Consider the following 22,601-nt stretch of genomic DNA (forward strand, 5'->3'; position numbering starts at 1 on the left):
CGGCCTGTTTTTGTGTGCGCTTTAGTTGGCTTGCAAATCCAGCGTGCTATCCAGGTGTATGCGTTCAAAGTCTGAAATCAGCACCTGGATACGAATATTCCAGCTGGCCAGATGCGGCAGCTCGACATTACTCACTTCCCATTGATCCTGCCGCGTGAGTTCCGCCGGAAAGGTAATGGACTCCACCCCGGCTTGCGGGTTGCTGAAAATCACCTCCACTTCTTGAGCCTTCAGAGGACTGAAATCCGGCTCGTATAAAGAGACGGTCAGAATGGCTGGGTGCTGGGTGGAGGCCGGGATGTACAACAGATCTGCCATACCGGCTTCGGTATGAATATGGCTGGAAACGCTGGGTGGAACTAGTTGGGCCAGGGCGCGCGGGGGCGGGGTGAAGCGCCATAATGCGGCCACGGCCAGGATCAGCACCGCCAACACATATTCCAGACGAACCACACGTCGCAGAGCCTGTCGGGCATCGCTACGCTGTTGCAAGACGGCTTGAGTCAGACGATAGCGGTTGTAGGCTCCCAAACCCAGCAAGAGCAGGACCAGAATCAGCTTGGCACTGAGCACTTGTCCATATTGGCTTTCCCAGAGCGAAGCGAGCTGATCGAATTGCACGTAGATCAGCGCGGCTCCGCTCAGGACCAGAACCAGCAGGACAGCGGGAATCCAGCGCGAGAACAGCGTCAGCAAGCGGGAGTCCTGAGCATGCTGAAGTGCATAAACCAAAGGCAGGAAGGAACCAATCCACAGTGTCAGCGCCACGACATGCAGCCAGACACTGGGCCGAGATAGCCAGACGGGATCTGCTGTGCTGGCATGTCCGCTGGACGCCAGGGAAGCTCCCAGAAGAATCAGCGCCAAAGCAGCCAGCCATTTCTGGCTAGCGGAGTGTGTCGCTTTCCAGGATAAGGCGGCACAGGCCAGAGCTAGCCAGCCCAGCAGCACCGCCAGGCCCATGGAGGTCGATGCAGCCGTTTGCCAGGCGGCCGTGCCGAACAGGGCGGACAGAGGCAAGTCCAGGGCATCGACACCCACCAAGCCCAGGTTCAGCAATAAGGCGACGGCCCCTAAAGTCAGCATGCGTGGCGCGATATGAGCTTGACTCGCTGATGTGTTGTTTGATGCTGGAGCCAGGGCGCGGTAGACCACCCAAGCTATCCCCGTAAACAGGCCCACATAGCCCAGAAGTCGGGCAAGCCAGATCAGTCCATTTCTGAGGGGATTGCTGTGGGTGCTGTCCACCAGATTTGAGCTGGGCGCTCCAATGGAAAACGTCAGCGTTCCGCCTACGGGATGACCGTCAGCAGAAATAACCCGCCAGCTCAGCCCATACGTGCCTTCGGTTTCCATGGGCGGCAAGGCCAGTTCCAGTCGCTGGTCTTGTGTCAGAACGTCCTCCAGCTCCTTGGAGGAACCATCGGGACGAATCAACTTCATCAGCAAGGGCGATACGGTCTCATTGAAGCTCAGGCTGGCTGTACTGGGAGCCTGGGCCAGCACCGTGCCGCTATCGGGTTTGCTGGCGACCAAGGAGGCATGGGCATACAGCACCGGCGCCCAGGCCAGCAACGGCAAGGCAAGCAGTAGCACGAGCAGTGGGTGGCAAGCTGCCTGCCGACGCAGGGTCTGCGTTTGCATAAGATCTCCTTCAGGCTGATGCCCAAAGGCATCAGCCGCCTGGGTGTTTAAGGCTTGGGCAAGAGTTGCAGCGCAGGAGCAGGGGCGTCGGAATGGTCAGCCGCTTCCTTGGTGCCCGGAGCTGCTTGATCAATCCAGCGCTCCACGCCTTGTTCGCATTCCTGAACAACCGGGAAGTAGAGCGTGCTATTGGGCTTGAGCTCATCGGCCAGGTAGCTGATGAACACGAACTCGTCATAGTGCTCGTCCTGCAAAGGGCCGCCAGCCCAGACCACTTCCTGAACACCGGAACTGACCTTGGCACCCCAACGCGTGTAAGCCTGCTTGTAGTCACCTTTTACTGTTTCCAGCGTCCAGCCTGCTTTGGGTTGTGGTTTGATACCGACCACACCTTCAGGAATACGGACACGGATTTTGGTGGTGGCAGAGCCTTTGCAGCCATGCGGTACAGACAGAACCGCCTTGTAGCTGCTGCCCACCGGGGCTTGCTTGGTTTGCAGGGAAACGTGTGCCACAGCGGAAGAGGCGAACAGCACGGCAGCCATGCCCAGAGTGGCACGGAAATACGTGGAAGAAATCGACATTGAAAACCTCGGCTAGATAAAAAAGAGAAACCGTCAAAGGACGGGAACATATCAAGCGAGGAATAAAGGCGGGGCGCGTGAACCTAAAGGAGGGCCTTGTGCAGGCAGCGGTGGCAGGGTTTGATTGCTCTGGGCTAACAAAACCGGCCGGTACCTGATCAGGCTGATCAGAACAGGCGCATCCAGGGTCGGCAACAAGGCGGGGGAGGCCGCGATACCAAAGGGGCAGTCCTGTTGATTGTGATGCGTATCGGAATCCGCCTGGCCATCCTGGCCGACCAGATCAATCCAGAGCGTATTGGCAGCATTGCCAGCCGTACAGAAGGTAATGGCAAAGCCATTGTCTTGTCCTGAGCGGGTAGGCATGTAGCCTGCCGGGACGATGGCGCGACAGACGTAGGCCAGCAGAGCCAGGCAAAACAGAAGTTGCCAAACTCGGATTTCGCGGGAAACGAAACGGGGACCCAGGGCGCGCATGCGGAAAAGTATATTACAAAAGTGGGGGCCGACTGATGAGGCATTCGCCAGTTATCTGGCACCAAACTACACGTGGATCTTGATCTTGATCTTGATCTGGCTGGTTTATCTTTGCCTTTGCTCCTGATCCTGCCGCCCACCTTGGTATCAGTGCTGCTTCTGACTTGGCAGTTTCACTCCCTACGTTTCTTGATTGCAGCCACCGCCACCTGGGTCGCCACCGTCAAGGGTTCTGGCAGTTGATCCAATGTAAACCAGTCCATGCCGCTGTGCTTCTCAGGCTCCTGCACCACGGCCTGGCCGGTGAAGGATTTGACCAAATAAACTGGCGCCACCCAGTGCTCGCCCTTGTCGGCATCAATCTGGTTCACATTGACCAGTAGCTCCAGAGTCTCCAGACGCAAACCCACTTCTTCCATAATCTCCCGTGTAACGGCTTGCTCCAGGGTTTCCAGCCAGTCCACTTTGCCGCCCGGTATCCCCCAGTGCTCAGCTTCTGGTGCACGCACACGCTTGAGCAGCAGGATTTTGTCGTTTTGCATAATGACTGCACCGCAGCCAACTCGTATGGTTTCGTCCATGTCTACATCTCTAGTTTTTAAAAGGGCGTCAAGTGGCCTCGAGCGTCAATGACACATAAAAAAGCCGCGAACATAGTGGGCGGCTTTGGTCAGCTAAGGCAAAGTACCGCTTAGGGGAAACCGGCACATTGCTTTATAAAGGCAGGCCGCGCGGCCAGGCGGTGGTAGTAGTCTTCGACTGCCTTGAGTACCGGGCGATCAAACGGCGTATTCAGCCAGCGGTGAATGGACAGGCCCAGAATGATATCGGCCAGGGTGAATTCCGTTCCGGCGGCATAGGCCTGGGTCTGCGCCAAGTGTCTTTCCAAAATTCCCATTACCTGGGTCCAGGCAGCCAAGGATGCCTGAACCTGTGCGGCGTCCTGATGCTTGGGCGATTGACGCACCAAACTCCAGAACGCATATGTCCAGGTCGGGTTCAGCTCGGAGGCCTGCCAGTCCAGCCACTGATCCACCTTGGCTCTTTGCCAGGCATCTTGCGGATACAAGGCCGTCGGTGCCTGGCGGTTGGCCAGATAACGCACAATGGTATGGGATTCCCACAGCACACGTTCCCCATCCAGCAGGACGGGGATTTTGGCGTTGGGGTTCAGCGCACGGAATTCGTCCGTGTTGACGTCCTTGAAGCCTATGCCCCAATCCTGCCGCTCAAATTCCAGATTCAGCTCCGCGCAGGTCCACATGACTTTGCGCACATTGATGGAGGATTCTCTGCCAAGAATAGTCAGCATGATGGGGCCCTCAAATGGTCATTACTTGCTGGCAGGCAGCAGTTCGTCACGGCGTTCGATAATGCGTGAGATCAGGCCATATTCAATGGCTTCCTCGGCACTCATCCATTTGTCGCGCTCGATATCGTCACGCACACGCTCGATAGGCTGGCCGGTTTCACGGGCAATTACCTGGGCGATACGTTCACGCGCTTTCATGATTTCCTGGGCTTGAATGGCCATATCGCTGGCCTGACCACCGGCGCCACCGCTGGGTTGGTGAATCAGAAAACGGGTTTGAGGCAGGCACACACGACGCTCGCGGGCGGCACCCAGGAACAGGTGGGTAGCAGCACTGCCCACCCAGCCGGTACCCACCATGGTGACGGGCGAGGAAATGAAGCGCACCACATCATGGATGGCATCGCCCGATTCCAGGTGACCACCCGGCGAGGACACGATCATGGTGATAGGGGCGGTGGATTCGGCATCCAGCGCCAGCAGCTTGCGCACGGTTTCCGAGGCGAGCTTATCCGTGATGGTGCCAAAGACCAGCACAGTACGGGCGCGGAAGGCTTTTTCTTCCAGAAAGGCGCTGTCTTGAGGGCTGGTATCAGAGCGGGTTTCTTTTTCTTGGCCAAGCATGGGGAAAGACTCCAAGGGATAAGTATTCTGTCTGCTAAGGAAAATCGATTGCTCGACTATATCCCGACTGATGGTCAACCGGGCTTTCACTTGGCAATTTTTGTGGTTTTTTTTGTCCGCGCTGGGGGCGCAATAGGGCGCAACGCAAGCAGACAAAGCAAATGCAGGGCGGTCTGCCCCGCAAGTTCATCATAGTCTCATGCTTGTTAAGTGTTTGATCCAGGGAATAAGACCTTATCGTCCTGTCTCCTGGAGCAGCATCACGGGAAGGGCTGATCTACACGCTGCCGCTGGGCCTTGAGACCTGCCACAGAACCCCGATACCTCATTGAAAACGCTTCCTTCAACAGTGGCACGACGCTCCCTGTCACTAAAAAAGATACCTGTCGCTTCAGGCGCTTGATGCTAAAAAGGGACGGCACCCGATCAGCCGCCGAGGTCGAAGAAGTCCTTGCTTAAAAACGCTTTTCCAGCTTCAGCGCGACTTCGGTTTGCTTGTATTTGAAAGCCCAGTCGATATTGCTGTTGTTGAAAGTGTGTTTCACATACAAATTGGGCGTAATGCCTTTGAACGCAAAGCGCGGCATGCCGACGTTCAAGATATAAATCTGCTGACGGTCCTTGCGCAGCCCGCCCAGGAACAAGTCCTCGGCATCGTGTCGGGTCTGCCGGTATAGTGCCGTGGCGTTGATATTGAAACCCGCATCAAAGGCCCTGTAAATTCCCAGGTTTGCCACATAGCTGCGGCTTTGCGCGGTTTGCTGAGACTGCAGATTACGGGTGTAATTCAGGCCCCCGTAGACCACGGTTTTTGCATCGATCAGATACGAGCCGTACAAGCCTATCTGGTTCTCTTTGACGCCTTCAAAGTACTGCCGTAAATCGCCTTTGTAGGACAGGCTCTTGTGCTGGGCATTCACGCCTACTTGTAGCCTGTCGCTCAGATTGTGCTTCCAGTCCACGCGCCCGCCCCAGGACTGATAGCTGGTGCGACGGTTGGTGTAATTGTTCTCGAACAAGGGCGTAATCGACAGATCGTTTTTAGCGTCCTGATAGTTGTAGCCCGCGTAAATAATGCTGGTGTTGTCGCTGTAATAAATGTCCTTGGGCTCGGCTTCCTTATGCTTGTCGTAAAGATTGCCGTAGCTCAGGCCGCGCAGTAGTAAGTTGTGGTTGCCGCTTAGCTGGAAACGCCGGTTCAAGGTCAGGTCGTAGACCATGGCGGTGGATTTGACCGGGTCCGGCATCTTGCGCACTGACGGAAAGCACCCAAAGAAATAGCAGGTAAAGAAGGTGTCTTGCTGGCCGTTTTCTTTGTTGATATTGCTGTTGTAGCCCAAGCCAATCGAGGCGGAACCGTGCCAGGCATTGCGGTCCTGCAAGGCACCCTGGAAGCCTTCAATTACGGGCCGTACTTCATCAGGAATACCGGCAGAGGAAATCTGGCTGAACAGCTCCTTGGCTTCGCTGGATTGATAGTCCTCGAACAGTACGCGGGCCAGCTCCAGCTTGGCGCGCATCATAGTGGGATCGCTTTCCTGAGCCTGGCGCAGCTTGCTGATCGCCAGGCTGTGATTGTCCTTGCTACGGGCCACCACTCCTTGAGCCATCAGCACCAGGGCAGGGTTGTGGCCGGGCAGCTCCTGATATTTTTCTACAAACTGATCCACCTTGGCCCACTGTTGCAGATTGATGGCGACATAAATGGCCGGTTCCAGATCGGTCAGTGTGGCATCGACGCTATAAGTTGTGCCGTTGATGGTGATCAGGGCCGATGGGTCCACATCAGGCGGGGTTTCTTCCACTAAATGGGAGCGTTCGCGTTCGTTCAGATTGCGGTCGATTTGATTCAGAAGTCGGCGCGTATCGTCGTCGTTGGCTTGCACCGCGCTGGATGCCATGGCCAGCAGCAGGCACAAAAGGGGAAGGGCTCGCCCATGCATGAATGAAAACCTTGCAAGAAAAAGGGGAGATGGACGCAGGGTCCGGAGAGAAAGGGGATCGAGCTTGTCGATCCCCTTTTTCTTATGGCAACACTAGCGTGTTGTCAGCTACCCGTTATTAGCGGGCACCGCCGAAGGCCATGTCTTTGGCACCGTTGGCTGGGTTGTAGTAAATACCTGCCAAGGCTTCTGCTTGGGAACCGTAGAATTGGCCTCGAATTTTCGAGGAGTCACTAAAGTCTTGTGCAAATTGGCCATTGGAAGCAATGGAGGTGCCGTTGAAGTTCACACCACCGACAGAGCCAGCCAATGTACCGCTACCGCCGCCATAGTTAGCTGTCAAAACGCCGCTAAATACACCACCTTGAGTGCCTGGATTGTATTTACGTACAGCTACAACGTTGTATTCAGCATTGACCAGAGCAGGCATGGCAGTGGTTGGGTTTTCGCCTGTGTAGAACACTGTGCGGTCTGCGCTGTTCATGTTCAAGTTGGTGCTGCTGCCTTGGCTAGGGTTGGCGACGCGCGGAGCCCATTCACCAAAATACACTTCTTGACCAGAAACTTTTGCCACGACCTCACCGCCGAAGTGTGGGTAGCCAGTCAGGGGGTCGTTCATTTGACGATAAGCGTAGATTTGAGTGCCGGCACCAGTACCGCTGCTAATCGTGTGACGCCAAGTTTCAGAGATTTTCGTGCCAGCAGGCATTTCAATGTAACCATGGCCGTCTGCATTGCTTAACACCTGGTTTGTTTGCCAAATGGGACCGCTCTTGAAGCTGACCACACCCGACTGATCGGCTGGGTTCGCAGTGTAAGGATCGGTGCCGGGCATGGAGATGCCTGCTTCGCCGATAGCCATCATCGTGGAGGGTTTGTCAGCAACGACAAAACCTTTGGAAGCGCCACCTGCAACGGGGGCGGCGAAGCTGCTGGCGGAGGCCAGCAGGAAAGCCGAAACAATAGCCAGTTTTTGTACATTCAGACTTGCTTTCATTACGAACTCCATTAAGTGAAGAAAAAGGGCGTTTTTACGAAAACGACCAAAAAACTGATTAACTTAAAAACGTGCTGTCATACCGATGCGCACTGTTCGCCCAGGGGCCGGAATAGAGGTGCGGGCCATGGGATCCAGGTAGTACTGATTGGTGAGATTGCTGATCGCCACGTCTACATTCAGGTTCTTCTGCACCTGATAGCTGGCGTAGGCATCAAAGACCAGGATCGGGTTCCAGTAGTTGGCTCGGTTATAGGCCCAGCCCATAGCTCCAAAGGCACCCTCGTCTTTGTTCTTGGCGGCACTGTGATAAACGGCGCGTGCACCCAGCAATAGCTTCTTTTCCAGGAGACGAGCACCTACATCCAGATTCAGTGAGTACTGGGGTTGCAGACTGGTTCTGGCAAAGGTGCGAGGGAAGCCACCATCTACGCAGCCAGGGACGTTGCGACCACCTGACGCTCCAGGAATGGGATTAAAAGTTTGTGCGTAGTCGTGGTCGCACAGTTGTTGTTTCAGGCGGTACGTGCCACCAAAGTTGGCAAAGTATTTGCCACTATCCACCCGAGCTTGCAGTTCAATGCCGGACATTTTTTTCTCGGCAAATTGCACGACATTGAAGTCCCAATCCCGGTCTATATAGTCTTTGATGCGGTTATTGAAGTAATTGATCCTGACGTCTGCATAGTCCAGGCTGGGAAAGTAGCCGCTCAGGTTGTGGGCATAACCAATTTCCCAGTTGTAGGCATGCTCCGGGCTAACTGCGACACCTGTGGAGCTTTTGCTGCTGCCAGCCATTGCCATGGAGGACTCAAACAGGCTAGGAAAGCGGACAAACTCGTTGTACCGCGCATAGATACGGATATCGTCTGTGACGAAAGCAGTCAGCCCAATATGGGGAACCCAAGCGTGATCTTTTTGCTTTTTGGGCTCTTCCCATTTATTCGGTATTTCAGACTCATCTTGATAAACTGGCTTTCGGTTGGCATTCGATGCAATATATTTATCCACTGTGCCTTTTTGGCCCTGGGCATCGGTGACCTTCTCACTTGTATCGATTTCGCCATTCGTGAAGGGGTTGTTTGCAGTAAAGCCGGCATGTGATTGGCCAGATGGCACAAAAACTGATTCGTCTGTGTAGCGATACCCGTTGACTTTCCCTCGTTGCAGTTGGTCACCCATAAACTCCTCAGGGGTTAAGAGGGGGCCATCAACAAAACTGGGGTCAAAGTCATACCAGGTTTGCCAGTCTTCTTTGTATTTTTCATAGGCTGGCGTCAAGCTTTGAATAATCTTGTTCTCATACGCGTTTGCCTCTTGATCCGTCATCAAACGCTGTACTTGATAGTTGTAGCCCTTCAGAGCGGGCCTAATAGCCCAATCCTTATGCTGCTGGCTACGCATCTCGGCCAGCTTGTCGTCATACGACCAATAGTCGCTGTAACGAGCGCCAGCATTCACTTGCAACCAGTCGATCGGGCGCCAATCAAAATTAAAACCAAAGTTCCATTGTTGGCGGGTGCCCGAACGCGGCCCCATATGGTTTACGCCCCAGTTCAGTTCAGTCAGGTGCGTGAGGTTTTCCGAAGCGTCATGCTGTTTGAGTTTTTCGCGCGTAAAGTCCGCTTGCAAGCTCAAGTCCAGGGTGGAGTGCAAAGTCATTTCATTGCTCAGGTTCAAACCTGTGCGACGGTGATCGGTAATTTGCAAGGCGCGAGGCACAATGTTGAAACGACCATCCGCATTGGATTCTTTATCGGGTGGAGTCGTAGGCACGTTGGCACACATGGGTAGATCTCTGCCAAGGACGTGGCAATCCGTATAGTCATCCCACGCGTGATCCCGACCATTCCACCCGTCGCCTTGAGTGCCATAGATAACGTCACCGTTCTGATGGCGAGCACTGTCACTTTGGGTAATCCAGGCGCCGGCTTTCAAGTTGATGAAACGGTTACCTTCGGGGTTCCAGGAGTAGTTCAGATTCCAGGTGTCTTGTTTGACCTTGCTATAGGGGTTCTCGTTTTGCAGAATCTTTTTCTCGCCCTGACCATCCAGCGCATGCACGGCCCAGACCACGTTCCAAGGCACACTCTCGCCAAAGGTATGGTTGCTGCGCATGTAGCTCATATCAATGGCTTGATCGTGAGGTAAGCGCAGCGTTCCCTTGAGCAGGGTGGTTTCCAGTTCGCTGGATGTGTTCAGGACCTCTTCACCGGGGCGGAAATATTTGGCGATGTAGCTGATGCTTGGGGATGAGAAGCCCGGCCTTTTATCGTTCTTGGCATCTTCCTGCCACGAGTCGTACTCGTATTTCTCGCTACCCTTTTTACCGCTGTAATAGTTGCCGCGACTGCGGTAGCTGTATGCAGCCAGCAGGTCAAAGTTCTCTTGCTTGGTTGCAATTGCCAGGCGGTAAGAGTGGTCTTCGAAGTTGAAGTTCTTGCCGCCATTGCCTTCTTTAGGCATACGCTCTGGCGAAACGGATCCCGGCAGAATGACGCCGTTAGTACCACCTTTATCAAATACTGCGCCAGGGATGTCTCTATAGTCTTTACCGAACACTCCGAACGAACGCTCATTCGGCTTGGTCGAATTCGTCGCTGTCTCCGCCTTCAACTCGATCCCGAAGCTCTCGCCCGGTTTGACAATATCCTCCACCTGCAGCGTGCGGATCTGCACCGATCCGCCAATCCCGCTGGCTCCCGACGTTGCCGACACGCCTTTTTCCACCAGAATGCTGCTGATCATATTGGGATCAACATAGTTGCGGTTGGCCACCCCGGCCGGTCCCAGCCAGACTGATGTTGCCTGTTCCGTGCCGTCAATCGTCAGGGGAATACGGCCTTCACCCTGGATACCGCGAATGTTCGGGTCCAGCGCGCCGCTATTGCGCGAGTCCCCCGCATACACACCGTTCAGGCCCTTGAACAAATCCCCCACGGAGCTGCCCTTGTACAGCTCGATCTCTTCCTTGCCGGCGTACACATTGGAGACGTCTTTCTCGAATACATCGGTTTTACCCGCCTCATCGCGGGTTTCACGTACGACGGTAATAGTGTCCAGACGAGTGGCTCTGTCCGTGTCTTCCTGGCTCTCGTCCTGACGGGAGGAGGGTGGGGCGCTGCCCACGCTTTGGGCCTGTGTCTGCCCGGCCCAGGAGGCCAGAATCAAGGCATACACCAGCGGCTTGAGCGCGTGTTTTTTTGTGTAGGGTGAAAGGGTAGCGGACATAAAACGAACCAGGGCTCCGTGCGAAAAATAACAATCTGTCGTGGGGAAATACTTCCCGTTTGCTGGCCAGGCTCACCCCTTGTCTCAAAAGGTGAGGAAAGGCACGGGGATATTATTCACATTAATGAGAATAGTTATCACTTAGATTGATATGCAGGACGGAGCAATTCCTATGCAGGACCGGAAATCCGCTGCAATTGCAGGAATTTGTCAAAGCAGAAGGGGAACTTTTCAGAGAGAGGGCCGCAGGGGGCGGCCCGAAAGAAGGGGGGCCTCTATGAATGCAGAGGCCGAAAACAGCGGAAATACAAAGGTTTAGGCGCGCTTGTTGCCAAAAATGGATTTGGGCGAGCGGCCAAAGTAGCGCGTAAAGGCGACGGAAAAATTATTGGGGTATTTGTAGCCGACTTGCCAGGCGGCCTGGGCCACTTGTTGGCCGGACTCCAGCAAGGTATAGGCTTTGCGCATACGCAGTTCAAGCAGCAGGCCGATGGGCGTGTTGTCGTACAGATAGCGAAAACCTTCTTTAAGTTTGTGCTCGTTAATGCCTACCGTCGTGGCCAGATACTCCACCGTGATTTGCTGGTCCAGTTGCGAGCTGAGCAAATCGCGTGCTCGCTCGACCCGTTGAATATCATCCACCGACAGCGGGGCGCTGTTGGGGGCGTCGGGTGGGGCCAGGCGATTGAACTGCTCGGCCAGCAAGCTGAGTGCATGGATTTGCAGGTTCAGCCTGTGGTGATGAATGGGCTGCTCCGGGGTGCACGGCTGCATATAGCGTGCCAGTGCCGCCGCATGGGCCATGGTGGCCTGGCTGCTGGCATGAAAGGACAGACGGTGCAGTCCCACGCAATCCATCAACTGGGTGGCGCGTTCCGGGCCCACGTATTTGTTCAAGGCCGCCTCGCTGATGACCAGCCGTAATTGCGATACGGATTGGTCCTCTTGATAGTGGCGTTCCCCCCGCAGGGATCGAAAAGCCGTCACCGTGGTATGGCCTGCCTTGAACAGCAGATCTGAGCTCTCCCGACCCTGATAGGCCGACTGTCCTTGCAGACCCACCGTCACCACAATGACACGGCCCGCGTGCGGGCCGTTGCTCTCTTCAACCAGCGATCGGCTGGGGTGATAGTGCAAGCGGCCCAACAAGAACCCTTGTTCCAGTTCCACGCATTCGGAATAGCAGTGGCCCAGTTCTTCGGGTAGTTGCAGCCGGACTCGGCCATCGCTCAGAGCGCGGCATGACCTGGGTTCATCCGTGGTTAAGCGATAGCCAAATTTGCGCGTGTTCATCATTTCTCCTGCTAAAAGCGCCTCGCATATGAATTGCTCCGTTCAGCATAGATCTTAATGCAAATAATTCTCATTAAATATATATCATTTCTAGCTGTGATGGCAGAGGGAAGGGCCATTGTGAAATTCACGGAGGTAAAAAACAGTGCTGGATCGATCGCTAGGAGAAGTCGTTTTGTCGGAGCAATTGCTGGAGTCGCATGCTCTGCAAGCCTGTTGGGACGCGCAATTGGCGGGTTTAAGTGCAGATGCCTTGAACCTGGCTTTGGGGTATGGCGTGTTTGCGCATCTGGATCAGTTTATCGCTGCGGAGGAACTTGCGCTTGTGCTCAAGTGGGACGCCGACAACACCGCCTACCTGCTGGAGTTGCTGTGGAGTCTGGAGCTGCTGGAGTGTCAGTGGACCTGTCCGCGACGCTATCGCAGCCTGCCGCAAACGGCGCGTTATCTGAATCCGGGTTCGGCGCAATATTGTGGCGATGCCTTGCTGTTTCGGCATGGCGTCTTGCGTCAGGTGGGCAATCAGCTCGATGAGCTGCTGCGTAATGGCAAATCGCCTCCAGCGGATCCGGCATTGATTCAGCAAGGCTGGGCAGCGGCGGCACGTTCACAAATTGCCCAGGAACAAACGGCGGTGACGGCCGAGGTGGCCTGTGAAATTTTTGGAGCCGTGCCGGAGTTCTGGCAGGCGCAACGTTTGCTGGATTTGGGCGGTGGGCCAGGACTGGTAGCCATCGCCTTGGCGCAACAGCAGCAGGACTTGAATGCCGTGGTGTTCGAGTACAAAGCGGCGGCTGCTGTCGCTCAGCAAAAAATTCTTGATGCGGGTCTGGAGGCCCGTGTCAGCACCTTGGCCGGTGATCTGCTGGTGGACGATTTCGGGGCGGATTATGACCTGATCTGGTGCTCTTCCGTGCTGCATTTTGTACCGGATATTCCTGCTTTGCTGGCCCGTCTGTATCGCGCGCTGCGCCCCGGTGGAGTGCTGGTGTGCTGTCACGCCGAAGTGCATACCGAGGTCAGCAAGGCCAAACGGATTTTGCATTACTACCTGCATATGCGCATGCAAGGCCGCCATGTGCTGCCGGAAGGGCAGTTGGCCCAGTTGCTGGAACAAGCCGGATTTGATGATGTTCAGCAGTTTGATGAGGTGCGCTTTCCGGTTGCGCCCGTCACTGCATTGATTGCGCGCAAGGCGTGCAAAGGGTGATGAGAATGAAGACGTGGAAAGCATGGGGGGCGCAACTGCTGTTTGGCTGGATGAATCTGGTGCTGGCCGTCCCCAGTATTTACCTGATGCTGGGTATGCCCCTGGTGATGCGACAGCATGGCTGGTCCGGCACCGAGATAGGCTTGTTCCAGCTGGCGGCCTTGCCCGCCATTTTCAAGCTGGTGCTGGCCATGCCGGTACAGCGTGTCCGCCTGGGTGGCGGACATTTTGTGCATTGGCTGTGGTTGATGGCGGTCTTGTTGTTGGCTTTGTATGTAGGCATAGGCCGCGAGAATCTGATTGATCAGCGGACCCTGCTGTTTGCCCTGACCTTTGCCATCAGCATTGTGGCGACCTGGATGGACATCCCCTTGAATGCCTTGGCGGTGCAATACCTGCCGCGTGACGAGCAGTTGCGTGCAGGCAGTATTCGTTCTGCCGCCTTGTTTCTGGGCGCGATCGTCGGGGCGGGGGTGATGGTGCTGGTGCAGGCCCGTTGGGGTTGGCAGGCACCGTTTGCCTTGATGGGCCTGGGGCTGGTGATTGGTTGTTTACCCTTTGTCTTTTTGCGTTCCAAAGCCGGTTTGCAAGCGGCTGAGACTGAGCAGGCACCGCCCGGTTTTGTTGCCGATTGGGTCAGCTTCTTCGGGCAGGAAGGGGCCCGGCAGTGGACCAGCCTGCTACTGACCAGCTTCCCCTTTATTGGCGCTGTCTGGTTCTACTTGAAACCCTTGATGCTGGACCAGGGCATGCCTTTGGAAGAGGTGGCCTGGACGGTCGGGATTGCCGGTGGCATTACCGGTGCCGTGTTCAGCCTGATTGGCGGACGTTTGGCGTCATTTCTGGGTGCCGCGCGTGCCATTCCGATTTATCTGCTGGCGGCCTTGCTGTCTCTGATTCTGTTGATGGTTTCCGTCTGGGCCAAGCTGGGGCCGGTGTGGCTGATCAGCAGCGCCCTGTTGATTGCGGCCAGCATGGGGGCTGTGTCGGCATTGCTTTTTGGGCTGACCATGTTCTTTACCCGTAGACAGCGCAATGCATCGGACTACGGTTTGCAGTCGACCATCTTCACCTTGGCCCGTATGGCCGTTCCCATTGTCGCCGGCATCGTGCTGGACCGTTTCGGTCAGGTTGTCATGCTGGGCGTGCTCACCTTGGGTGTTCTGTTCGCCTTTGTACTGGCTTGGCGCGTTCGCCACAGCGTCGGTGCCAGCACCGAAGTTTTGCTGCGTAGCCAGTAAGTCAGGGTCTGAAAACGCCAGCGTGTGCAGGTTGCGCTGGCGTTCATCGTTTTTGCTCCGTTTCGCATAGAAATTAGAACCCAAAGGCTATTGTGTCATTTTCGGTCATATTTGAGAATAAGTCTTGTTCGTATTCATATGTATTTAACCAGGAGTCATTATGACCTTGCCCCCATTAGTTGAGCCCGGTGAGCCTTTAAGCCGCGAAGAGGTTAACCGTTATAGCCGTCACCTCTTGATTCCCAATGTGGGCATGGAAGGCCAGCGCCGCATCAAAAATGCCAAAGTGCTGGTCATCGGGGCAGGGGGCCTGGGTTCGCCCACCTTGTTGTACTTGGCTGCAGCCGGGGTGGGCACACTGGGCATCATCGACTTTGACCGGGTGGACGAATCCAATTTGCAGCGCCAGATCATTCACACCGTAGACAGCATTGACGAGCTGAAAGTGGAAAGCGCCAAGCGTGCGATTCACAAGCTCAACCCCCATATCAAGGTAGAAACGTATACCGACAGATTGGAACCGGACATGGCGGTCGAGCTGTTCTCGCGCTACGACCTGATTCTGGACGGCACTGACAACTTTGCGACCCGCTATCTGGTCAATGATGCGTGCATGCTGGCCGATAAACCCTATGTCTGGGGTTCGATCTTCCGCTTTGAAGGCCAGGTCTCGGTGTTCTGGGAAAACGCGCCCGGTGGCATAGGTTTGAACTACCGCGACCTGTACCCCGAGCCCCCACCGCCCGAGCTGGCTCCGTCTTGCGCGCAGGGCGGTGTGTTTGGTGTCTTGTGCGCCTCGATTGCCTCCATCATGTCCACCGAAGCCATCAAGCTGATTACCGGCATTGGCGATCCTTTGATCGGCCGCCTGATCGCTTATGACGCACTGGATATGTGCTACCGCGAACTGCCCATCCGCCGCCTGCCCAATCGCAAGCCCGTGACCGAGCTGGGCGATTACCAAACTTTCTGCGGCCTGAATCCACCGGCTGATGCCATGGCCATTCCTGTGCCTGTCATGACTGTGCTGGAGCTGAAAGAACGGCTGGACCAAGAGCAGGCCCCTGTCCTGGTGGACGTGCGCGATCCCAATGAATGGGAAATCGTGAATATTCCTGGCGCGATTCTGATGCCCAAATCGCCCACCGTCGCCGCCGAGATTCTGGCTGCCTTTGGTCCGAATGCGGATCTGGTGATTTCGTGCCGCTCCGGCGCGCGTTCCAGGACCGTGTGCGAAGAGCTGATCAAGTTGAAGGCCCCCAAGGTGCGCAATCTGGAAGGCGGCGTGCTGGCTTGGGTGGAGCAGGTCGCTCCCGAATTGGCGTCTTACTAAGTTCGGGAGGAAGCACATTATGGCCTTGCAGATTCGTCGTTCTGCTCTGGAGCAAGTTCTGAATCATGCCAAGCAGGATCACCCCATCGAGGCATGCGGACTGATCGCCGCCAAGGAGGGTTCGCTGGTGGCCGAGCGTGTGCTGCCCATGCAAAACCGGGCGGCCTCGGAGGTGTTTTATCAGTTCGATTCGCGTGAGCAATTTCAGGTCTACCGCCGTCTGGATGAGGACGATCAGGAGTGTTGCGTGATCTATCACTCTCATACCGCCAGCCAGGCTTTCCCGAGCAAGGATGACATCGATTTTGCGGGCCATCCCGAACTGCATTACCTGATCGTGTCCACCTGGGATCAGGCCACCGTGCCGGTTCGATCCTTCCGGATTATCGACGGCGGTGTGACCGAAGAAACCATCGTGATTGTCTAGGGAACAGCGTCGCTCCCCTAAGGGGAGCGTGCGTCCCGGCTGTTGGAAACCACTATTTCAAAGGAGTTTTAAGCATGTCCGTTTCAGTCTCTATCCCGACCTTGCTGCGTCCACTGACGAACGGCGAGAAGAAAGTCCAGGCTCAGGGCGCTTCGGTAGGCGAAGTGATCGAGCATCTTGAAGGCCAGTTTCCCGGCATCAAGGCGCGCCTGATGAGCGGCGAAGACCTGCACCGTTTCGTGAATATTTACGTGAACGAAGAGGACATCCGTTTCAGTGATGGTCTGAAAACCGCCACTCGTGCTGGCGACAGCCTGACCGTACTGCCTGCCGTAGCAGGGGGCTAAGACCATCTGGTCTGGATTTTCATGGTGCAAGCGCTGGTTTCTGCAATCAGCGCTTGGCGTGCGCATCACTCTGGTTTGGAACTATGTCTGAATTACTACATGGCTGCGGATTGCGTTGGCAGATGGGCTCACAGCCCCCATATTGGCCGGGCTTGCCTGCTGCCTTGAGCCGTCAGGCTCGATTGCTGGGTTTATCTGAACAAGGACAATCCGCAGGCCATCAAGACGAAGCAGCATTCAGTCTGTATTCGCCTGATTTTGGAACGATTAGCACGCATCTGGAAACCGAGGCGGGCGGCATGACGCAAGCCGCGATCAGCGAGCTGAGCATGCAGGCTGCCAGCGGTATCTTGTCCGTGCATGGACGCTCCAGTGGGCTTTCGGGCACGCTGGGCCTGGATTATCTGGCCGTGCTCAGCTCAGCCATGACCCTGCAAGCGACCTTGGCGGCGGCCTTGGGCCAATTGCGCGGCGGGCGTTTTTCTACGGTGTCGGTTTCGCCCTTGGGCTGCGGCCTGCTCAGTATCGGGCAGTATCTGGCCGGGGCAACGGCGGCTCAAGATCCCGAACAGTTATTGGCGGGTAGTTACGATCCCGGCTTGCGGCCTCCCTTTGTTTCGCAAGACGGCGTGGTCTTTGAACTGGAAACCTTGGACCCGCGACCCTGGCGCGCTTTTTGGGAAGCAGTGGGCGTACCGGCCGATCTGGCTGGTCAGGCCTGGAAAGCGTTTTTGCTGCGCTATGCCAAGGCGGTGTGCCCTATGCCAGCGGCATGTTTAAGCAGTCTGCAAGCCCTGAACTTTGCCCGTTTGCAGGAACTGGCCTTGCAGACCGGCATGGCCATCTTGCCGGTACGTACACCGGCTCAACGCCAGAGCGATAGTGATTACGCGGCCTTGGCCGGTCTGTGGCAGCATCAGAGTCATGCCGCGCCCGGCTCATTGAGCACCTTGCCGTCCAAGGCCGATTTGCCCCTGCGTGGTTTGCGGGTGGTGGAGTCCTGCCGTCGGATTCAAGGGCCTATTGCCGGTCACTTGCTGGCGCTGCTGGGGGCGGAAGTGATTCGTCTGGAACCGCCCGGTGGTGATCCCTTGCGTGCCATGCCGCCGTGCGTGGATGGCTGCTCGGTGCGCTTTGATGCGCTCAATCAATTCAAGACGGTGCAGGAAGTGGACATCAAATCGGCTCAAGGCCGCCAGGCCATTTACGAATTGGTGAGCCAGTCTGATGTATTTCTGCATAACTGGGCACCCGGCAAGGCGGCCGAGCTGCAACTGGATGCCCAGGACTTGCACGCGGTGCGCCCGGATCTGGTCTACGCCTATGCGGGCGGTTGGGGTCAGGAGCAAGTGGACGCGCCGGGGACGGACTTCACGGTGCAAGCTTGGTCGGGTATTGCTCACACCATTTCTCAAACCTCGGATGCACAGGGCGGGTCGTTGTTTACGGTGCTGGATGTGCTGGGCGGGGTGATGGCCGCGCTGGGTATCAGTGCCGCCTTGCTGCGCCGGGGCCTGAGCGGGTCGGGCTTGCGGGTCGACAGCTCTTTGCTGGCCACGGCCGATCATCTGGCCCAGGCCGTTTCTCCCATCAGTAAAACCGGCGTGTCGGCGGTGTTCCAGACGGGCGAGGGCTTCATGGTCATCGACTGTCAGGATCAAACGCATCTGCATGCCCTGGCCGGGTGGTTGAATGTGTCGCCCGATGCCGTCTGGACGGTCTTGCCGGATCGTCTTCTGTCCCAGTCTGCCCGTAGCCTGGAAACGCAACTGGATGTGCTGGGCGTACCGGCCCGCCGCGTCCATAGCAATCTGGCGCAACTGCGTGCTGATCCACGCCTGGCGTCCCATTTCCATGACAAGGGCTATTCGTCTATTAATTCTCCCTGGAGGTTTTTATGAATCACGCTGGCATCATCGATCTGGTCCCTGCGTCATTGCGCCAACGCTGGATAGAGGACGGTACCTACCCGAACAAGCCGGTCTTTACGCTGTTTGCGGAAAAAGCTCAGGCTCATCCGGACAAACTGGCGGTGCTCTCGCCCGAAGGCAATATCAGTTATAGCGCCTTGATGGACGCGGCTCTGCGTCTGGCAGGCAGCTTGCGTCGTGCAGGGATTATGGCGGGCGACGTGGTGGCGTATCAGCTCAGCAACCATTGGGTGTGCTGCGCCATTGACCTGGCCGCCGCTGCTTTGGGGGCGATTGTGGCGCCTTTCCCACCCGGACGGGGCAAGCTGGATATTCAGTCGCTGGTGCGTCGTTGCGATGCACGGGCGGTGATTGTGCCGCATGAATATGCAGGCATTGATTTGTGCGAAGTGATCGAGTCCTTGCGGCCTACGCTGCTGTCCTTGCGTGTCCTGATTGTGCAAGGCCCATCGCGTCCGGGCTGGATGACTTTGGATTCCCTGTTCGAGGGCGAACCCCTGGCCTTGTCCGAGTTGCCCGAGGTGTCTCCTAATTCGCCAGTGCGTTTGCTGGTGTCCTCCGGCACGGAGTCCGAACCCAAGCTGGTGGCCTATTCGCATAATGCCCTGGTGGGCGGACGTGGCCGATTCCTGCAACGCATTTCCCCCAATGATGTGGAGTTCCGGGGCATGTATCTGGTGCCGCTGGGTTCTTCATTTGGCTCTACGGCCACCTTCGGTGTGCTGTGCTGGTTGGGAGGTTCTTTGGTGGTCTTGCCCAAGTTTGATGTGCCTAGTGCGATTGCCGCCATCAATGCCTTCAAACCCGGCTTTATTCTGGGCGTGCCCACCATGTTCCAGCGTATTGCGGCAGCGCCTGAGCTGGAGAAGGCCGATAAAGCCAGCTTGCGCGGCTTGATTGTGGGCGGTTCAGTCATTGACGAAGCTACGGTACGCCGTTGCGTGGAAGCGTTTGGGTGCGGCTTTATCAGCCTGTACGGCTCAGCCGATGGGGTGAACTGCCACAACACGCTGGACGATCCCATCGACGTGGTCTTGAGCAGTGTGGGGACCCCTAATCCGCAAGTGTGCGAGATCCGCCTGATTGACGATGAGGGTGCCGAAGTGCCGCAAGGCGAAGTAGGTGAAATTACCGCTCGTGGTCCCTTGAGCCCCATGCAATATGTGAACGCCCCGGAATTGGATGCCCAGTATCGGGACGAACAGGGTTGGGTGAAAACGGGCGATCTGGGTTACATCAATGCCCAAGGGCAGTTGGTACTGGCGGGTCGCAAGAAAGACATCATCATTCGTGGTGGCGCGAACATCAGCCCGGTGCAAATTGAAGGCTTGGTCATGGCTCACCCGGATGTAGTCACTGTGGCTTGCGTGCCGGTTCCCGACGCGGATCTGGGCCAGCGTATTTGCTTGTGCGTGACGGTGCGTGAAGGCGTGCCACGTTTCTCCCTGAAAGAGATTACCGACTTCTTGCGTGAGCAGGGGCTGGAAGTGAACAAGCTGCCGGAGTATCTGCGCTTTTACCGCAGCCTGCCGCTGACGCCTGCAGGCAAGATCGACAAGCGCGCCTTGGCTGCCGATGCGGCTGCATTGGGTTCTGGGGCCAAGACTGCAGCGGGGATAGCAGCATGAGCCACCTTGCCATCTCCAGCGCGGCCTTGAGCCGCAAGCTGCGGCAGTTTGTGGATACCGAGATCATCCCCAACGAGGGCATTCTGGCCCAGGGGGATAATCTGGCCCGCGAGCTGACTCTGGATCTGACACGCCGCGCTCAACAGGCGGGTTTGTTCGGCAGCTTCTACCCTATGCATCGTGGTGGTCGGATCGCCAGTTTGGTTGAGTACCTGCCTGTGGCCGAACAGGAAGGACGCTCTGAATATGGCCCTGGCATTTTCGGGGCAGATGCCACGCTGGATGCGTATATGTTGAGCCATCATGGCTCGGCCAGCGTCAAACAGCGCTTTCTGACGCCCTTGCTCAAGGGGGATGCGGTGTCCAGCTACGCCATGTCCGAGCCGGACAGCATTGGTTCGATTCCGGCCACCATGCAATGTCAGGCTCGCCTGAAAGACGGGCAATGGCATGTGAATGGCCGCAAGTGGTTTATTTGTCGGGCGCAACAGGCCAGCTTTGCGACCGTGGTGGCGCGCAGCGCGGACGGCCCCGTGAATGAGTCCTTGTCCATGGTGATCGTGCCCACGGATGCGGCAGGCTTTAAAGTTGTGCGCCCCTTGCCCTTGCTGGGGCGTTATCAGGGGCAGAACGAGCTGCTGTTCAACAATGTGACCGTGCCGGAGGACTATGTTCTGGGCAGCGCTGGGCAGGGCATTGCCCTGATGCAAAAGCGTCTGGCCCTGGGGCGTATTTTGCGATCCGTGCAATGGCTGGGCTTGGCGCAACGCAGTTTTGAAATCATGTGCGAGCGCATTCACTCGGAGCGCGGAGAACTGGCCCGTCTGGCGGACAAGCAACTGGTTCGGGCGCGGGTCTATCAGGTGTACCGGGCCATTACCTCGGCCCGTTGCTTGCTGCGTGAAGCGGCTGTCAAGTTCGACGCGGGTTTGCCCAATGCGGTGGAGGTGAATGTGGCCAAGCTGGCGTCGTCGGATGCGGTCAGCGCGGCAGCAGATTCCGCCATCCAGATCATGGGGGCCGAAGGGCTGGCCGATTGGAGCCCCTTGTCCGGCATCTATCGGGCAGCGCGTACCACGCATATTCTGGATGGGGCGGACGACGCCTTGATCAGTACCGTTGGAAAGCACTTGCTGCAAGCCCACTACGCCACTCAAGAGATGGCAGATATGAACAAGGCAGTCGCATGATGCTATCGACACGGGCAAGTCGTTCACCCTGGATGCTGGCCAGTTTGATGACTCTGGCGATGGGCATGCCCATGATGGTGTTCTATGCCATCGGCGTCCTGGGCCCGCAAATCATTCAGGATCTGGGCATCTCGCGCGAGCAACTGGGTTGGTTGACCACCAGCACTTTTGGGCTGGCTGCCTTGCTTTCGCCGTGGGCGGGGGCCTTGGTGCAGCGCATGGGCAATCGGCACGGTTTGTTTTTGCTGTTCCTGCTGGTGGCCATGTCCTTCAGCCTGATTGCGGTGTTGCCGGGTTTCTGGGGTGTGCTGACGGCCTTGCTCTTGTGCGGCCTGGCGCAGTCCTTGGCCAACCCGGTGACCAATCAGGCCATTGCCCAGTTGGTACCGGCAGAGCGCAAGGCGGGGCTGGTTGGTATCAAGCAGTCCGGCGTGCAGGCTTCGGCCTTGCTGGCCGGTCTGGTCCTACCCACCCTGGCCTACAAACTGGGGTGGCGGGGGGCGTTTGTGGTGTGGGTACCTGCCATGCTGTGCCTGTCCTACTTTGCCCTGCAGCTTTTGCCAGCCAGAGCCAGCACCGCAGCCGGCAGCATGTCCTGGCGCTTGCCCTGGCCCAGCCAACAACTTTGGCTGTTAATGGCCATTCAGCTGTGCGCGGGTCTGGTGCTGTCGTCCTTCATCACTTTTCTGGGCGTATTTGCGCAGCAACTGGGCGTGTCGCCGTACTGGATAGGGATGCTGGTCAGTGGCTTTGGGGTAATGGGGATTGTGTCCCGAGTGCTCTTGACGCCCATTGCTGCCCGCTTTGGGGATGAAACCTTGTTGCTGGGCATTCTGTTTGTCATCCCGATTGTGGCCTTGTTGCTGATGATGATGGCTGCACCGGACAGGCTCTGGCCCCTGGGAGCCGGGGTGTTGGCCATTGGCTTGACCCTGGTTGCCACCAATGCCATTGCCATGAGCATGTTGCTGCGGGATGCCCGTTTTGGGGCGCCGGCTCGTACCGCAGGGCTGTTGTCCGTCGGGTTTTTTGGCGGCTTTGCCTTTGGTCCGCCACTGTTTGGTGTGCTGCTGCGCTCGCCCGAAGGCTTTGCCGCTGCCTGGCCTTTCCTGATGGGTATTCTGGTATGCGCCAGCTTGTTGTGCCTGATTTTGTACCAGGTTCGTCGCATGGCGAAAGGGGAATGATG

General features: G+C 56.8%; 19 protein-coding genes. 9 read left to right on the forward strand and 10 right to left on the reverse strand.

Annotated features, from left to right (window positions below):
* Positions 1–21 precede the first annotated feature (21 nt).
* The 10 genes from WFM49_RS06220 to WFM49_RS06265 form a co-directional block, all read right to left on the reverse strand.
* The gene (locus WFM49_RS06220; protein WP_336972333.1) at positions 22–1,644 is read right to left on the reverse strand and encodes a copper resistance CopC/CopD family protein; all 1,623 of its coding nucleotides are present in this window, start codon (positions 1,642–1,644) and stop codon (positions 22–24) included.
* Between the two features lie 47 nt (positions 1,645–1,691).
* The gene (locus tag WFM49_RS06225; RefSeq protein ID WP_336972335.1) at positions 1,692–2,228 is read right to left on the reverse strand and encodes a YcnI family copper-binding membrane protein; all 537 of its coding nucleotides are present in this window, start codon (positions 2,226–2,228) and stop codon (positions 1,692–1,694) included.
* 51 nt (positions 2,229–2,279) lie between these two features.
* Positions 2,280–2,705 (reverse strand): DUF2946 family protein, encoded by a 426-nt coding sequence (locus WFM49_RS06230; protein WP_336972337.1) that lies wholly within the window; start codon positions 2,703–2,705, stop codon positions 2,280–2,282.
* 173 nt (positions 2,706–2,878) lie between these two features.
* Entirely contained in the window at positions 2,879–3,286 is a 408-nt protein-coding gene (locus WFM49_RS06235) for an NUDIX hydrolase (protein WP_137430946.1), read from the reverse strand.
* A 110-nt stretch (positions 3,287–3,396) separates the two neighbouring features.
* Entirely contained in the window at positions 3,397–4,017 is a 621-nt protein-coding gene (locus tag WFM49_RS06240; RefSeq protein ID WP_009454614.1) for a glutathione S-transferase family protein, read from the reverse strand.
* Positions 4,018–4,038: 21 nt separating this feature from the next.
* The gene (locus tag WFM49_RS06245) at positions 4,039–4,641 is read right to left on the reverse strand and encodes an ATP-dependent Clp protease proteolytic subunit (RefSeq protein ID WP_009454612.1); all 603 of its coding nucleotides are present in this window, start codon (positions 4,639–4,641) and stop codon (positions 4,039–4,041) included.
* A 455-nt stretch (positions 4,642–5,096) separates the two neighbouring features.
* Positions 5,097–6,584 carry a surface lipoprotein assembly modifier gene (locus tag WFM49_RS06250; RefSeq protein ID WP_336972341.1) on the reverse strand — a complete coding sequence of 496 codons (1,488 nt, stop codon included), beginning with the start codon at positions 6,582–6,584 and terminating at the stop codon, positions 5,097–5,099.
* A 118-nt stretch (positions 6,585–6,702) separates the two neighbouring features.
* Positions 6,703–7,581, reverse strand: coding sequence for a Slam-dependent surface lipoprotein (locus WFM49_RS06255; RefSeq protein ID WP_060185905.1), 879 nt, complete (start codon positions 7,579–7,581; stop codon positions 6,703–6,705).
* A gap of 63 nt (positions 7,582–7,644) precedes the next feature.
* Entirely contained in the window at positions 7,645–10,812 is a 3,168-nt protein-coding gene (locus WFM49_RS06260; protein WP_336972343.1) for a TonB-dependent receptor domain-containing protein, read from the reverse strand.
* A 315-nt stretch (positions 10,813–11,127) separates the two neighbouring features.
* Positions 11,128–12,105 (reverse strand): helix-turn-helix domain-containing protein, encoded by a 978-nt coding sequence (locus WFM49_RS06265; protein WP_021446683.1) that lies wholly within the window; start codon positions 12,103–12,105, stop codon positions 11,128–11,130.
* A 175-nt stretch (positions 12,106–12,280) separates the two neighbouring features.
* Here WFM49_RS06265 and WFM49_RS06270 point away from each other — a divergent pair, with 175 nt between their 5' ends.
* The 9 genes from WFM49_RS06270 (at position 12,281) to WFM49_RS06310 (ending at position 22,599) form a co-directional block, all read left to right on the forward strand.
* On the forward strand, positions 12,281–13,315 hold the full coding sequence (locus WFM49_RS06270) for a class I SAM-dependent methyltransferase (protein ID WP_035267972.1): 1,035 nt from the start codon (positions 12,281–12,283) through the stop codon (positions 13,313–13,315).
* 5 nt (positions 13,316–13,320) lie between these two features.
* Positions 13,321–14,556 carry an MFS transporter gene (locus WFM49_RS06275; protein ID WP_009454604.1) on the forward strand — a complete coding sequence of 412 codons (1,236 nt, stop codon included), beginning with the start codon at positions 13,321–13,323 and terminating at the stop codon, positions 14,554–14,556.
* A gap of 160 nt (positions 14,557–14,716) precedes the next feature.
* Positions 14,717–15,889, forward strand: a complete 1,173-nt coding sequence (gene moeB / locus WFM49_RS06280; RefSeq protein WP_115635215.1) for a molybdopterin-synthase adenylyltransferase MoeB — start codon at positions 14,717–14,719, stop codon at positions 15,887–15,889.
* 19 nt (positions 15,890–15,908) lie between these two features.
* Positions 15,909–16,316 (forward strand): Mov34/MPN/PAD-1 family protein, encoded by a 408-nt coding sequence (locus tag WFM49_RS06285; protein WP_009454601.1) that lies wholly within the window; start codon positions 15,909–15,911, stop codon positions 16,314–16,316.
* Positions 16,317–16,390: 74 nt separating this feature from the next.
* Positions 16,391–16,663, forward strand: coding sequence for a MoaD/ThiS family protein (locus WFM49_RS06290; RefSeq protein ID WP_336972346.1), 273 nt, complete (start codon positions 16,391–16,393; stop codon positions 16,661–16,663).
* Between the two features lie 83 nt (positions 16,664–16,746).
* Positions 16,747–18,564: a CoA transferase gene (locus tag WFM49_RS06295; protein WP_336972348.1), complete on the forward strand. Its 1,818-nt coding sequence runs from the start codon at positions 16,747–16,749 to the stop codon at positions 18,562–18,564.
* Entirely contained in the window at positions 18,561–20,222 is a 1,662-nt protein-coding gene (locus WFM49_RS06300; RefSeq protein ID WP_336972350.1) for a class I adenylate-forming enzyme family protein, read from the forward strand. The genes WFM49_RS06295 and WFM49_RS06300 overlap by 4 nt, the downstream gene beginning before the upstream one ends.
* Positions 20,219–21,412, forward strand: coding sequence for an acyl-CoA dehydrogenase family protein (locus WFM49_RS06305; RefSeq protein WP_336972352.1), 1,194 nt, complete (start codon positions 20,219–20,221; stop codon positions 21,410–21,412). Before WFM49_RS06300 ends, WFM49_RS06305 begins: the two co-directional genes overlap by 4 nt.
* Positions 21,409–22,599 (forward strand): MFS transporter, encoded by a 1,191-nt coding sequence (locus tag WFM49_RS06310; protein WP_254499348.1) that lies wholly within the window; start codon positions 21,409–21,411, stop codon positions 22,597–22,599. Before WFM49_RS06305 ends, WFM49_RS06310 begins: the two co-directional genes overlap by 4 nt.
* Positions 22,600–22,601: the final 2 nt, after the last annotated feature.

Origin of the sequence: Alcaligenes sp. PF14 (genome assembly GCF_037150615.1) — a bacterium.
Taxonomy (GTDB): domain Bacteria; phylum Pseudomonadota; class Gammaproteobacteria; order Burkholderiales; family Burkholderiaceae_B; genus Alcaligenes; species Alcaligenes phenolicus.

Excerpts from the sequence above, each read along its gene's own strand:
- WFM49_RS06250 (WP_336972341.1), bottom strand. The coding sequence starts at position 6,584 with ATGCATGGGCGAGCCCTTCCCCTTTTGTGCCTGCTGCTGGCCATGGCA.
- WFM49_RS06220 (WP_336972333.1), bottom strand. The coding sequence starts at position 1,644 with ATGCAAACGCAGACCCTGCGTCGGCAGGCAGCTTGCCACCCACTGCTC.
- WFM49_RS06245 (WP_009454612.1), bottom strand. The coding sequence starts at position 4,641 with ATGCTTGGCCAAGAAAAAGAAACCCGCTCTGATACCAGCCCTCAAGAC.
- WFM49_RS06230 (WP_336972337.1), bottom strand. The coding sequence starts at position 2,705 with ATGCGCGCCCTGGGTCCCCGTTTCGTTTCCCGCGAAATCCGAGTTTGG.
- WFM49_RS06310 (WP_254499348.1), top strand. The coding sequence starts at position 21,409 with ATGATGCTATCGACACGGGCAAGTCGTTCACCCTGGATGCTGGCCAGT.
- WFM49_RS06290 (WP_336972346.1), top strand. The coding sequence starts at position 16,391 with ATGTCCGTTTCAGTCTCTATCCCGACCTTGCTGCGTCCACTGACGAAC.
- WFM49_RS06260 (WP_336972343.1), bottom strand. The coding sequence starts at position 10,812 with ATGTCCGCTACCCTTTCACCCTACACAAAAAAACACGCGCTCAAGCCG.
- WFM49_RS06295 (WP_336972348.1), top strand. The coding sequence starts at position 16,747 with ATGTCTGAATTACTACATGGCTGCGGATTGCGTTGGCAGATGGGCTCA.
- WFM49_RS06235 (WP_137430946.1), bottom strand. The coding sequence starts at position 3,286 with ATGGACGAAACCATACGAGTTGGCTGCGGTGCAGTCATTATGCAAAAC.
- moeB (WP_115635215.1), top strand. The coding sequence starts at position 14,717 with ATGACCTTGCCCCCATTAGTTGAGCCCGGTGAGCCTTTAAGCCGCGAA.
- WFM49_RS06225 (WP_336972335.1), bottom strand. The coding sequence starts at position 2,228 with ATGTCGATTTCTTCCACGTATTTCCGTGCCACTCTGGGCATGGCTGCC.
- WFM49_RS06265 (WP_021446683.1), bottom strand. The coding sequence starts at position 12,105 with ATGAACACGCGCAAATTTGGCTATCGCTTAACCACGGATGAACCCAGG.
- WFM49_RS06255 (WP_060185905.1), bottom strand. The coding sequence starts at position 7,581 with ATGAAAGCAAGTCTGAATGTACAAAAACTGGCTATTGTTTCGGCTTTC.
- WFM49_RS06275 (WP_009454604.1), top strand. The coding sequence starts at position 13,321 with ATGAAGACGTGGAAAGCATGGGGGGCGCAACTGCTGTTTGGCTGGATG.
- WFM49_RS06240 (WP_009454614.1), bottom strand. The coding sequence starts at position 4,017 with ATGCTGACTATTCTTGGCAGAGAATCCTCCATCAATGTGCGCAAAGTC.
- WFM49_RS06305 (WP_336972352.1), top strand. The coding sequence starts at position 20,219 with ATGAGCCACCTTGCCATCTCCAGCGCGGCCTTGAGCCGCAAGCTGCGG.
- WFM49_RS06300 (WP_336972350.1), top strand. The coding sequence starts at position 18,561 with ATGAATCACGCTGGCATCATCGATCTGGTCCCTGCGTCATTGCGCCAA.
- WFM49_RS06285 (WP_009454601.1), top strand. The coding sequence starts at position 15,909 with ATGGCCTTGCAGATTCGTCGTTCTGCTCTGGAGCAAGTTCTGAATCAT.